Source organism: Cupriavidus phytohabitans, assembly GCF_000426345.1.
Taxonomy (GTDB): domain Bacteria; phylum Pseudomonadota; class Gammaproteobacteria; order Burkholderiales; family Burkholderiaceae; genus Cupriavidus.
The window spans coordinates 160,819-173,317 of the sequence record NZ_AUFE01000004.1; the positions used below are offsets into that span (position 1 = coordinate 160,819).

Here is a 12,499-nt window from a genome sequence, read left to right on the forward strand (position 1 = left end):
AGCTTCGCGATACTGGCCCCTGCGCATCCCGCGCCGCCGCAACCGGAAGCCGCCCCCTCATGACCCAGAATCCCACGCCGCTCACCGCGCTCACGCCGTTTGAGAATGCCGATATCCGCACCCTGGTCGACGAACAGGCCGCGCTGCGCGGCGCCCACCCGTTCCTGGTGTGGGAGCCGTTCGAAGGCGAGGGCCGCACCTGGACCCATGCCGCCTTCGGCCAGGCCGTGCGCCGCTTTGCCGCCGGCCTGCAGGCACGCGGCGTGCAGCCGCGCGAGCGCGTGCTGGTGCACCTGGACAACTGTCCGGAATCGGTGATCGCGTGGCTGGGCTGCGCCTATGCCGGCGCGGTGCCGGTCACCACCAATACCCGCTCGAGCGCCGACGAGCTGGCCTACTTCGCCCGCCACAGCGGCGCGGTGGCCGGCATCACGCAGCCGCGCTTCGCCGCGCAGGTGCGGGACGCCGGGCCGGCGCTGGCGTGGATCGCGGTCACCGCCACCGACAACGGCGCGCCGGCTGTCGCGCCCGGCGACGGCTTCCTGCGCTTCGACCAGGTCGAAGCGGACCCGGCCACCCTGGCCGAGCGCCCGCACGACCCGTTGGCGCCGTTCGGCATCCAGTACACCTCGGGCACCACCTCGCGGCCCAAGGCGGTGCTGTGGACCCATGCCAATGCGCTGTGGGGCGCGCGGCTGTGCGCGCAGCACGAAGACCTGCGCCCGGACGACGTCCACCTGGTCCACCTGCCGCTGTTCCATACCAACGCGCAGGTCTACTCGGTGCTGGCCTCGCTATGGGTCGGCGGCACGGCGGTGCTGCTGCCGCGCTTCTCGGCTTCGCGATTCTGGCCGGTGTCGCTGCGGCATCGCTGCACCTGGACCTCGATGGTGCCGTTCTGCGTGCGCGCGCTGCTGGCGCACCCGGTGCCGCCGCGGCACAGCTACCGGCTGTGGGGCAGCGGCGTGAGCTCGCCGCCGACCGACGCGCATTTCCGCGTCAAGACCATCGGCTGGTGGGGCATGACCGAGACCATCACGCACGGCACCATCGGCTCGGTGCACCGTCCCAATCCGCCACTATCGATGGGGCGGCCCGCGCCGGGCTACGAGATCCATGTGCTCGATGCCGACGGCAGGCCGGTCGCGCCCGGCGAGACCGGCGACTTGTACGTGCGCGGCCGGCGCGGCGTCTCTCTGTTCCTGGAATACGCCAACGACCCCGAGGCCACCGCCGCAGCCTTCCGCGATGACGGGCTGTTTATCACCGGAGACCGCGTGCGATTGGGACACGACGGCGCCCTCTACTTTGCCGACCGCGCCAAGGACATGCTAAAGGTGGGCGGCGAGAACGTCGCCGCGTCCGAGATCGAGCGCGTGATCGCGGCCGTGCCGGGCGTGGCCGAGGTGGCGGTGGTCGGCCGCAAGCATCCGATGCTGGACGAGGTGCCGGTTGCGTTCGTCATCGCCGCGCCGGCTCCCGAAGGCGGGCTGCCGGCGCGCATCGCACAGGTGTGCGCGGCGCAGCTCGCCGACTTCAAGCAGCCGCGCGAAATCCGGCTGGTGGACAGTCTGCCGCGCTCGACGCTGGAGAAGGTGGCCAAGGCACGGCTGCGCGCGCTGCTGGCAGAAGGCTAGGCCGACGCTGCGTTGCGGCGGGCTTCGGCGGGACGCCTCGCAAACAACAACGAAGCGCAGCGCGGCAAGGCCGCGCTGCGCTTTTCTTCCGTGGATTCCGTTCAGCTTGCGTTCACCGCCACCGCCCGCTCCGCCTGGGCCTGCTGGCGCAGGCTTTCGGTGGTGTCGCCGCTGCCGTCCGGCGTCCAGCCCGGGGGCATCACCAGGTAGCCGATTGCCTTGGTCACGCTGCCGGCCCTGGCCATGTCGCCGAACAGGCTGACCCAGTGCTCGAACTGGTTGACGAGCGGGTTGTGCGTGGTGGTCGGGTGGACCAGGCCGAAGCGGCAGGGCTCTTCTTCACGCTCTTCCACATAGGTACCGAACAGGCGGTCGAAGATGATCAGCACGCCGCCGAAGTTGGCATCGAGGTAGTCGATGTTCGAAGCATGGTGCACGCGGTGCGCCGACGGGGTATTGAACACGTATTCGAGCCAGCCCAGCTTGGGGATCCAGGTGGTATGCAGCCAGAACTGGTACAGCAGGTTCAGGCTCACCGTGGCCAGCACCACGTCGGGACGAACGCCCAGGAAAACCAGCGGCGCGAAGAAGATGGCGGTGCCGGTGATCTTGCCGGTCCAGCCCAGGCGATAGGCGGTGCCCAGCGTCAGCTCGTTCGGTGAGTGGTGCACCGCGTGCGTGGCCCAGAAGAAGCGGATGCGGTGCGAGGCGCGGTGGTACCAGTAGTAGCAGAACTCTTGTCCGAGAAAGAGCAGCAGCACGGCCAGCGCACTGTTGATCTCGACCGTGAAGATGCGGTGCTGCCAGGCAAACGCGAACACCGGCGTGGCCAGCGACAGCGGCAGCAGCGCCAGCAGCTTGCGGCCTGCCAGGTCGGCCAGCGACAGGGCGACTTCATGCCAGGGGTAGGCCTTGCCCTGGCGGTTCGCCTTGCGTGCCAGAACGAAGGCTTCGACCAGCGATACCGCCACGATAAACGCCGTGACGTAGAGCGTGAATTTTCCGAGGTTGTGCATGTCGGGTCCAGTGCGGTGAAGTGGGACGCTTGGCTTGCGGGGTTGGCTGCTTGCTGCGTCGGTGAGGCAAAGGTAGTGGCTGGACCCTTGCGGCGCCATGCAGCAATTATTTCGCCGTATGTCATGCGTAGCGGGCCGCGGGCGGTGTAACACCGCGACATCTTTTCCACCGCGAAAAGCCGTGGTCGCTTGCCTATAGTCCGACCGTCGCCGCGACACGGTGCGCGGCATGAACCGAACCAGAAGGACCTGCCATGACGAAACGCCCCGCCCATACCGAAAGCTCCCTGCGCCCGACTCGCAAGCTGCGCCTGCCCCGCCTGCTCGGCATTGCCGGCGGTGCGCTGGTGATCCTGTCGAGCACGCCCGCCTTTGCCGCATTTGGCGGGCACGGCACGGCCTGCACGCCGCGCGGCACGTTCAACACCGGGCATATCGGCGCCTGTGGTGGCGGCAGCTGCTCGCACGCCGGCGGCATCGAAGGCCCGCGTGGCGGCCTGGCCACCAGCACCGGCACCGTCACACGCAGCGCGCCGGGCCAGTTCAGCAACAGCGGCACCGCCATCGGTCCCGACGGCCGCTCGGTGCAGCACGACGGCAGCACCAGTTGCGCAGGCGGCACCTGCTCGCACAGCGGCGACCTGACCGGCCCCAATGGCCAGACTGCCACCGCCTCTGGCAGCCTGACCCGCGAAGGCATGGGGCAGTACTCATCGTCCGGCACCGTCACTGGCGCAAATGGCAATAGCTACGGGCACGCCGCTTCGACCAGCTGCGCCGGCTCGACCTGCTACCGCTCGGGTACCGTGACCGGTGCGCAGGGCGGTACCGTCACGCACTCGGGCAGCGCCACCAGCGTGGCGCCTGGGGTCGTGACCACCGGCGGCGGCACTACGGTGGTCCACGGCGCGGCGGTAGCGACCGGCGGCACGACAGTCGCCACGGTCGGAACGGTAAGCACTGTGGCTGCCGTCGGCACGGCGGGTACGGCGGGTACGGCGGGTACGGCGGGTATGGCGGTGGCGGTCGGCACGCCGCCGGTGGTGGTCACGCCGCCGCCCCCGGCGCCGGTCTACGTGCCGGCCCCGGCGCCCGCCACGGTGTACGTGCCGCCGCCCGCGAAGGTCGTGCTTGCCCCGCCGCCGCCGGTCCGTGTCGTGGTCGCCGCACCGGTGCCGCGCACGGTCTATTTCGCACCGCGCGCGGTCTACGTCGGCCGCCCGGCCGTCATGATTCCCGGCCACTGGGCCGGCGGTGTGTGGGTGCCCGCCCACGTGGTCTGAGCGCATCGACGTGCTTCCCCCATCGATTTCCCCTTGCCAACTGCCCTGACTATCGCCGGCGGCGCCGGCCGTCCCACGGAGTCCACCATGAAGAAGATGATTGCAGTGCTTATGTTGTGTATTGTTTCTGCAGGCGCCTGGGCACAAAGTGCCGAACTGCCCGCAGCGGCAGGCGCCGGTGGAGTACGGGCCGAGCGTGCGTTGCAGCAGCTGCAGGAGCGTTTCGCCGGCGCGAACACCACGCGGGACGGCAAGCTGACCCGCGAGCAGGCGCAGGCCGGCATGCCGATGGTTGCGAGCCACTTCGACCAGATCGATACGCAGCGGCTGGGCTACGTGACGCTGCCGCAGATCGAGGCGTTCATGAAGCAGAAGAAGATATCGCGCTGATGTCATGCGCTGATGTCATGCGCTGAAGCCTGGCGCTGAAAGTCGGGACAGCAAGCCGCCGGCACGCCGGCATCGCCGGAGACCCGTGATGGAACAGGTGAACAGGATTGTCGTGCTCGACGATGAAGCCGAGCTGCGCAACATGCTGCAACGCTTCCTGACCGGGCACGGCTTCCGCGTGCGCGCGGTGGCCGACGGCAAGCAGCTCGACAAGTACCTGCAGCGCGAGCCGCACGACCTGCTGGTGCTCGACCTGATGATGGAGCCCGAGGACGGCCTCACCATCTGCAAGCGCCTGCGGGCCGAGGGCCACACGCTGCCGATCCTGATGCTGACGGCCAGGGGCGACCCGATGGACCGTGTCGCCGGCCTGGAAACGGGTGCCGACGACTACCTCGCCAAGCCCTTCGTGCCGGACGAACTGGTGGCGCGCATCCGCGCGCTGCTGCGCCGGCAGAAGATGTCGGCCGGCGACCCCACCGTGACCACGCAGAGGCTGCGCTTCGGCGACTTCACCTTCGATGTCGGCAAGCAGACGCTGCTGCGCGGCGGCGAGCCGGTCGAAGTGCATTCGGCGCAGATGCTGCTGCTGCACGCGCTGGGATCGTCGCCGAACCGTGCGGTCAGCCGCGAGAACCTGCTGGCGCGGGCGCGCGGGCGCGACCATGACGCGCTCGACCGCAGCATCGACGTGCAGATCCTGCGGCTGCGCCAGATCGTCGAAGACGATCCGTCCAAGCCGCGCTTTATCAAGACCGTGTGGGGCGTTGGCTACATGCTGGTCGCCGGTGTGGAATCGTGACGCGTTCGTCGCCCATGTTCAGGCGCCTGCTGCCGCGCTCGCTGCTGGCGCGCAATATCCTGCTGCTGGTGGCGCTGGTGGCCGTTACCCAGGCGTGCTCGCTGACGGTGCTGCTGCATTACGTGCAGCGCCCGCGCATCGAGCGCGCCGCCATTGTCTTTGCCGATTACGTGCGCACGCTCGACCGCGTGGTGGCGGCAATACCGCTTGACCCCAGCGGTGTCGCGGCCACGCGCATGGGTGCGCAGGCGCAAGAGCCCGAGCATGCCGCCGCGAAACCCGCGGCCGACCTGCAGCACCTGTTGCGCACCTGGCAACGCGATGTCTTCATGGAGGCGCTGCGGCGCCACCTGCCCGCCGACATGCCGGTGCGATGGCAGGCCGGCGAGGCCGAGCAACTCTGGATTCGCATGCATGTGGGCGGCCAACCCCGCTGGATCGGCCTGCCGATCAGCGAGGACGTGCGCGTCGGCGGCATCGCCACGGCGCTGGCGCTGTCGACCGCGCTGGCGCTGCTCGCGGCACTGACCGGGTACCTGATCCAGCGCCACCTGAACCGGCCGCTGCAGGACCTGGCGCATGCCGCGCAGGACATTCGCGCCGGATCGACACCGCCACCACTGCCGACCGACGGCCCGACCGAGATCGCCCAGGTCAGCGGCGCCTTCAACCAGATGACGCAGGCGTTGCAGCAGGCCGAGCAGACGAGGGCACTGATGCTGGCGGGTGTCTCGCACGACATCCGCACGCCACTGACCAAGCTGCGCCTGGCCATGGCCATGTCCATCCCGCGCGGCGCCGACGACGCGTTCGTGGCCTCGGCCGAGGGCTACCTGGACCACATCGAGACCATCCTGCAGCAGTTCATGGACTACGCCGGCAGCGGCGAAAAAGAGCAGCCGCAGCCCGGCGACGTCAACGCGCTGGTGTCGCAGCTCGCCGCCGACTTCGCCGGCCTGGGGCATGAGTTCGAGCTGTCGCTGGCCGAATTGCCGCCGGTTCCCTATCGCCCTGTCAGCCTGATGCGGCTGCTGATGAACCTGATGCAGAACGCTGTCGTCTACGGCAAGTCAGGCTTCAGCGTGCGCACCTGGCGCGATGCCGCGTGCGCCTACGTGGCGGTCGGCGACCGCGGCACCGGCATCGCCGCGCATGAGCTGGAGCAGCTCAAGGCGCCCTTTAGCCGCGGCGCCAATGCGCGCGGCCACGCGGGCGGCACAGGGCTTGGGTTGGCCATCGTCGAGCGCATCGCGCGGCTGCACGGCGGCTCGCTGCAGTTCCGCCCGCGCGATGGCGGCGGGCTTGAAGCGGTGGTGGCGCTGCCGCTGCAGTCACCGGCGGCGTAGCGCCCCCCCTTGCTGCCCGGCCCGCCGCGCCGTGACATGGCGCGAAATAATTCCCACATGGCGCCGAGCGCGGGTTTTTCCCATACTCCCGTCACCGCGATGCCGCACGGCAACACCGAACCAGGCAGCGCGGCAAGACGCTCCCGATGGTTTGCGATTCCCTGATGCAACAAAGTCGGTGACAGCTCTTCCAGACCACTGACGGCACGAATCGCCAACCCAAAGGAACCGATATGCGCAACGCTCTCCAGACCATCGCCAAGCAAACCAAGCGCCTGACCATCGCCGCATTCGCCGCCACTGCCATGCTTGGCGCCGGCTGCGCCAATGCAGGTGTTACCGGCATCAACCAGATGGGCCTGATGCAGGCCGTGCACGCCGACGTGATCTACGTCCACGCGTTCGAGGCCGATGCCGGACAGGTGAAGCTCGACGGCGGCCTGGTGCAGAAGGTCAGGATGATGGCCACCGGCGGCTCGTCGGCCGACGCCCAGGGCCAGACCGCGGCTGAAGCGCGCGAGCAGGTCGCCAACGAGGTCGTGCGCCAGCTGCGCGGCATGGGCCTGAATGCCGTGCGTTCCGATGCGCCGGCGCCGGCTGGTGCCAGCGCACTGATCGTCGAGGGCGATTTCCGCAAGATCGACGAAGGCAGCGGCCGGCGCCGCCTGCTGATCGGCCTGGGTGCCGGCAAGAGCGAAGTCGGCGCAGACGTGCGCATCTCGTACAAGCCCGCCAACGGCACCCCGGTCCCGCTGCAGAGCTTCGTCGCCGACGCCGACAGCGGCCATATCCCGGGCGTGGCGGAAACCGCCGGCATCGGCGCCGCGGCCGGACATGTAGCGATGGCGGCTGCCGGCGGGGCCGGTGTGCGCGGCGCCACGGAACTCACGCATGACTCGGTCAATGCGGATGCCACGCGCCTGGGTGATTCGATCGCCAGGCAGGTCGCGGCCACGAGCGCCGAAGAAGGCTGGCTGACTGCTTCGGCGGCGCGCTAAGCGGCTGCCGCGCGGAACGGGACGGCTCGCCCCGCCCCGACCTCGAGCATCAAGCCCCGGCCCCGCCTTGCGCGGGGCCTTCGCTTTCCCGATGGTGCAGCGCGTTGGTCACCACCCTGGAGAAGAAAGCAAAGTACAAACCGGTCGACAGGCCGCACATCAGGATGCCGGTCAGCGCTTCCACGCCGCCGACCAGGCGCCATGGCTGCGGCAGCACCACGTCGCCATAGCCGGTGGTGGTGTAGGTCACTGCGCTGAAGTAGAGGGCCGTATGCAGGTCGGGCAGCCCCGCCCGCCAGTAGTAGAACAGGCCCCAGGCCACGATCTGCAGCAGGTGCAGCAGGATCGTGCAAGCCGCCAGGCTGATCAGCGCGCGCGTGGCGCGCCAGAAGTAGCGCGGCCCCGGCGGGATCCGCCACTTGAGCCAGTGAAAGGCCGCCAGGATGCCGATCGCGTGAACCGATACGCAAAGCGCCATCAGGAGGAATGCGGTGAGAGCCTTGGTGAGCATGGTCGTGCCTGTCGGTATGGCGCGGCCCGGGCCGGTCGCGCGGCACCATGCTACTCCAGCGGCGCGGCGGATGAGAGCGCCATCTCCTGCGGCATCGCCTCTGCCATCACGCCTCCCACCAGCACCACCGCCGGGCTGGCCAGCCCGGCAGCTAGCGCATCAGCCAGCGCCTGCACCGTGCCAGTCCACGAACGCTCCTCCGCGCCGCCGGCATGCATCACCACCGCCGCCGGCATGTCGGCGCGCATGCCGGCCGCCAGCAGCCCGTCGCGGATCGCGGCGAGCCGGCTCATGCCCATGTAGATGACCAGCGTGGTGCCGCCGCGCACTAGTGCCTCCCAGTCGGGCGAGCCGTGTTCGCTGGTATGCCCGGTGACGAAGGTCACGCCGTGGCAGTGGGCGCGGTGGGTCAGCGCGACGCCGATGGCTTGCGCCGCCGCCATGCCGCTGCTGATGCCGTTGACCGCTTCCACCGGCACGCCGTGCGCGCGCAGGAAGGCGGCCTCTTCGCCGCCGCGGCCGAACAGCAGCGGATCGCCGCCCTTGACGCGCGCGACGGTGCGCCCGGCCAGCGCGTGCTGCAGTGTCAGCTGCTGGATGCGCGCCTGGGTGACCGAGCAGCGGCCGCCACGCTTGCCGACCCACTCGACATGCGTGCCGGGCCGGGCATAGCAGGACATCTCCGGCGCGACCAGGTCATCGACCAGCCATACGTCGGCGGATGCGAGCGCGCGTACCGCACGCACGGTGACCAGGTCGGGGCTGCCGGGGCCGACGCCGACCAGCCAGACCTTGCCGGGCTTGAGGGGAGAGTTCATGCGAGGGACTCCTGCGTGCGCGCGGCATGGCGTCAATGACTGGTGCCGGCCGAACGCGTGGTCTTGTTGTAGACGTTGTACTTGCCGATGGGCTTGTCCATCGGGATGCGCTTCACTTCCTGCAGCGTGGCGGCGTCATAGACCACGATCGCGCCGTCGCGCTCCATCAGGCTGACCAGCGCATGGCGCCCGTCGCGCGTGAATTCCACGTGCGCGGCGGTGCGGCCCGGACTGGGTGTGACGCTGCCGGCGACCTGCAGGGTCTGCTTGTCGATCACCTGAAGCGTGTCGCGCCGCGGGCTCATCATCGCGTCGGCCCACGCATAGCGGCTGTTCTCGTGGCTGCGCAGGAAGAAGCCCGCGCCGTTGGTCGGGATGGTGGCGACGGTGTGCCAGTCCTGCATGTCGATCACCGAAATGCGGCCTTGCCCGAGGTCGGGCGACGCCATCACTTCATGGCCGTCCCGTTGCCACGTGATGCCGCTGCCGAGGTGAGGCATGCCGCCGAGCGCCAGCGCGGCCACCTTGCGGCCCTGGTCGAGGTCGATCACCTGGCCGCCGCCGCTGCGCGACGCGCCGAGGATGTGCCGGTAAGACTGGTCGAAGAAGAAGTCGTCGAGCACGTCGTCCAGCACGATCGTACGCGGTGCCGGCGACGGGAGTGGCTTGCCGGCGGCATCGGCATACGGGATTTCCCAGACCTCTGCAATGTCCTTCAGCGCCGCGATAAAGCTGTGGCGCGGCGCCGCGTCGTAGACCGCCGATACCCGCGAGGCGTCGCCACCGCGGCCCCTGACGTCGAGCACCCGCGCCAGCGACAGGTCGTCGGCGCGCAGCAGCACCAGCGTGCGCGGCAGTGTATTGCCGGCCAGCACCCAGCGCCCGTCGTCGCTGACGGCAACGTTGCGTGTGTTGATGCCGACGCGGATCTCGGCGACATAGGCCAGGTTCCACAGGTCGTACTTGCTGACCCAGCCGTCGCGGCTGGCCATGTAGACATAGCGGCCATCGCGGCTGAACTTGGGGCCGCCGTGCAGCGCAAAGCGCGTGGCAAAGCGATGGATCGGTGCCAGCCGGTCGCCGTCGAGCACGGTCATGTGATGGCTGCCTGCCTCGACCACCACGAACAGGTTCTGCGGATCGGCGCTGAACACGGGACGCGCCGGCAGCGTGCCGGGCGCATGCGTGACCACGTGGCTGGCACGGATCGCCTCGACGCTCCATTGCGGCGCGGCGGCGGGTGCCGTACGCAGCCAGCGCGCCAGCGCCTGCAGTTCCGGCGCCGCCAGCATGGCGCCGAAGGGCGGCATCTGCGTCGCGGCGCGGCCGTCGCGCAGCACGGTGTCGAGTTCGCTGGCGCGCAGCCGCTCCAGGCTTTCCGGCAGCAGCGCGGGGCCCATGCCGCCGAGGCGGTCGGCGCCGTGGCAGGCGGCGCAGTGCTGGCCATAGAGTGCGGCAGGATCGAGCGCGGATACGGATTGCATGCCGCAGGCCAGCGCCAGGGACAGGAGCCATCGGGCGATGCGCGTCATGCCGCCACCTCCGTGCCGGGCGCGTTGGCGATTTCGGTGTCGCTGAGGTAGCAGCCCGGATCTTCCGCCCACGCGTTGCCGGTCAGTGCGAGCGCGCGCACTCGGGTATTGCCGTTGCAGATGGCACGCTGCGCGCAGTCCGCGCAGCGCCCCTGCAACGGACGCGGCCGGCTGGCCAGTCCCGCCATCAGGGGATCGGCGCGGCTCGCCCAGATCTCGCCGAAGGGCCGTTCGCGCACGTTGCCCAGCGTGACGTGCCACCACATCGTATCGGGATGCACGTTGCCGAGGTTGTCGATATTGGCCACGCCCACGCCAGTCGCGTTGCCGCCCCATTGTTCCAGCCGCCGGCGCATATCGGCGACGCGGTCCGGGAAGCGCTGAGCGATCCAGTACAGCAGGTAGACCCCGTCGGCATCGTTGTTGCCGGTGACGAAGTCGCCGGCATGGCCCGCGCGCGTGCGCTCCCAGACATGGTCGAACAGCCAGTCCAGCGCGGCGCGCGTGCGCGCATGCCGTGCATCCTCGGCGCGATGGCTGCGCGCGCGGCCGGCGTAGTTGAAGTGGGACAGGTAAAACTTGTCGATGCCTTCGCCTTCGGCCAGCGCCACCACGTCGGGCAGCTGCGCGGCGTTGGCTTCGGTCAGCGTCATGCGCACGCCGACGCGCAGGCCGGCGGCGCGCGCGGCGCGCAGGCCCGCCAGCGCCTGCGCGAAGGCGCCGTCGCTGCGGCGGAAGCGGTCGTGCGTGGCGGGCAGCCCGTCCAGGCTGACGCCGACATAGTCGAAGCCCGCGGCGGCCAGCCGCGCGGCATGGCCGGCATCGAGCAGCGTGCCGTTAGACGACAGCGACAGGTGGAAGCCAAGCACGCGCGCATGGGCGGCGATGTCATACAGGTCAGGCCGCAGCAGCGGCTCGCCACCGGACAGGATCAGCGCGGGCACGCGCGCATCGCGCAATTGCGCCAGCACGCGCAGCGCCTCGGCGGTATCCAGCTCGCCCTTGAAATCGGTATCGGCCGAGGTGGCATAGCAATGCCGGCAGTTGAGGTTGCAGCGGCGGATCAGGTTCCAGATCACGACCGGACCGGCGGCCTTGCGGGCCGGCGGCACCGGCCCGGCGTCGCGCAGGGCTTCCATGAAGCGGGACAGGCGGAACATCAGCGTGGCTCCTGTGGGGCAGGTCCGGCCGGCGGCAGGCGCAGGCCGGTTTTCTTCAGGATGCGGGTGGACCACAGCACGTCATGCGAGCGGCAGGCGTCGCCCAGCAGCGCCGCGATGCGGCCGATCTGCGGCGCCGCGTCGGCGCGCGTACGCGCGTGGACCATCGCGAAGAGGTTGTAGGGCCAGTGCGGCAGCCGGCGCGGGCGCAGATAGCAGTGGCTGACGAAGGGCAGCGCACCGATGCGTTCGCCGAGCGCATCGACGCAGCGATCATCCACGTCCCACACCGTCATGCCGTTGGCGCGCCAGCCCAGCCGGTAGTGGTTGGGCACCGCGCCGATGCGGCGCAGCATGCCGCGCGCCTGCATCGCCGCCAGCCGGGCGATGACTTCGGCCTCGTCGAGTCCCAGCATGGCGGCCACTGCCGCGAACGGCGCTGGCTCCAGCGGCAGGCCCGCCTGCGTGGCGCGGATCAGGGCAAGATCGATGACATCGTGGGCGTCGGCGGACATCATGCGGGAAGATATAGGTTGACGAAGAACTCGCGCTCCTTGGGAAACGGCAGGATCTCGACGCCCGCCGCGGCGGCGATGCGGGCGAGCGCCGGGGCCACCTCGTCGGCCCGCGCGACCGCCAGCACGAACCACAGGTTCAGGTGGTGGTTGCGCTGGTAGTGGTGCGCGACTTCCGGGAAGGCGTTGATCGCGCCGGCCACCGCGTCGAGACGCTGTTCCGGCGCGTGGCAGGCGCACAGCACAAAGCGGCCGCCCGCACGTTCGATTTGATAGAGCGGGCCGAATCGTGTCAGCACACCGTGGTCGAGCAGCCGGCGCAGCCGCGCCAGCAGGTCGCCCTCCGCGATGCCGAGCGAGGCGGCAGCCTCGGCATACGGCCGCGGCACCAGCGGCAGGCCGCGTTGCAGTGCGTTGATGATGCGGCGGTCGGTGGCATCGATGGTGCCGCCGGTGTCGGCAAGCGCGCCGCCGCAGGCATCGGCTGCCAT

General features: G+C 69.9%; 13 protein-coding genes. 6 read left to right on the forward strand and 7 right to left on the reverse strand.

Annotated features, from left to right (window positions below):
• The first annotated feature begins 59 nt into the window (after window positions 1-59).
• On the forward strand, window positions 60-1,637 hold the full coding sequence (locus tag K309_RS0104740) for an AMP-binding protein (RefSeq protein WP_029045347.1): 1,578 nt from the start codon (window positions 60-62) through the stop codon (window positions 1,635-1,637).
• 101 nt (window positions 1,638-1,738) lie between these two features.
• Here K309_RS0104740 and K309_RS0104745 read toward each other — a convergent pair whose 3' ends face one another.
• On the reverse strand, window positions 1,739-2,653 hold the full coding sequence (locus K309_RS0104745; protein WP_029045348.1) for a sterol desaturase family protein: 915 nt from the start codon (window positions 2,651-2,653) through the stop codon (window positions 1,739-1,741).
• 254 nt (window positions 2,654-2,907) lie between these two features.
• On the opposite strand from K309_RS0104745, the gene K309_RS0104750 reads away from it, so the two are divergent.
• From K309_RS0104750 to K309_RS0104770, 5 genes are all read left to right on the forward strand, one after another.
• Window positions 2,908-3,936 (forward strand): hypothetical protein, encoded by a 1,029-nt coding sequence (locus tag K309_RS0104750; protein WP_084402353.1) that lies wholly within the window; start codon window positions 2,908-2,910, stop codon window positions 3,934-3,936.
• An 87-nt stretch (window positions 3,937-4,023) separates the two neighbouring features.
• Complete coding sequence (locus K309_RS0104755) at window positions 4,024-4,326, forward strand: EF-hand domain-containing protein (RefSeq protein WP_029045350.1); 303 nt, start codon at window positions 4,024-4,026, stop codon at window positions 4,324-4,326.
• An 88-nt stretch (window positions 4,327-4,414) separates the two neighbouring features.
• Complete coding sequence (locus K309_RS0104760; RefSeq protein ID WP_029045351.1) at window positions 4,415-5,128, forward strand: response regulator; 714 nt, start codon at window positions 4,415-4,417, stop codon at window positions 5,126-5,128.
• A 14-nt stretch (window positions 5,129-5,142) separates the two neighbouring features.
• Window positions 5,143-6,474: an ATP-binding protein gene (locus K309_RS0104765; protein WP_029045352.1), complete on the forward strand. Its 1,332-nt coding sequence runs from the start codon at window positions 5,143-5,145 to the stop codon at window positions 6,472-6,474.
• A 233-nt stretch (window positions 6,475-6,707) separates the two neighbouring features.
• The gene (locus K309_RS0104770) at window positions 6,708-7,472 is read left to right on the forward strand and encodes a DUF4410 domain-containing protein (protein ID WP_029045353.1); all 765 of its coding nucleotides are present in this window, start codon (window positions 6,708-6,710) and stop codon (window positions 7,470-7,472) included.
• A 49-nt stretch (window positions 7,473-7,521) separates the two neighbouring features.
• Here K309_RS0104770 and K309_RS35990 read toward each other — a convergent pair whose 3' ends face one another.
• The 6 genes from K309_RS35990 to K309_RS0104800 are packed head-to-tail and all read right to left on the reverse strand — an operon-like array spanning window position 7,522 to window position 12,499.
• Window positions 7,522-7,983 carry a potassium channel family protein gene (locus K309_RS35990; RefSeq protein ID WP_051320331.1) on the reverse strand — a complete coding sequence of 154 codons (462 nt, stop codon included), beginning with the start codon at window positions 7,981-7,983 and terminating at the stop codon, window positions 7,522-7,524.
• Window positions 7,984-8,033: 50 nt separating this feature from the next.
• On the reverse strand, window positions 8,034-8,801 hold the full coding sequence (cobA, locus tag K309_RS0104780; protein WP_029045354.1) for a uroporphyrinogen-III C-methyltransferase: 768 nt from the start codon (window positions 8,799-8,801) through the stop codon (window positions 8,034-8,036).
• Window positions 8,802-8,833: 32 nt separating this feature from the next.
• Entirely contained in the window at window positions 8,834-10,333 is a 1,500-nt protein-coding gene (locus K309_RS0104785) for a nitrite reductase (RefSeq protein WP_029045355.1), read from the reverse strand.
• Entirely contained in the window at window positions 10,330-11,493 is a 1,164-nt protein-coding gene (gene nirJ, locus K309_RS0104790) for a heme d1 biosynthesis radical SAM protein NirJ (RefSeq protein WP_029045356.1), read from the reverse strand. The genes K309_RS0104785 and nirJ overlap by 4 nt, the downstream gene beginning before the upstream one ends.
• Window positions 11,493-12,008, reverse strand: a complete 516-nt coding sequence (gene ahbB / locus K309_RS0104795) for a siroheme decarboxylase subunit beta (protein WP_029045357.1) — start codon at window positions 12,006-12,008, stop codon at window positions 11,493-11,495. The genes nirJ and ahbB overlap by 1 nt, the downstream gene beginning before the upstream one ends.
• Entirely contained in the window at window positions 12,008-12,499 is a 492-nt protein-coding gene (locus K309_RS0104800) for an Lrp/AsnC family transcriptional regulator (RefSeq protein ID WP_232232314.1), read from the reverse strand. The genes ahbB and K309_RS0104800 overlap by 1 nt, the downstream gene beginning before the upstream one ends.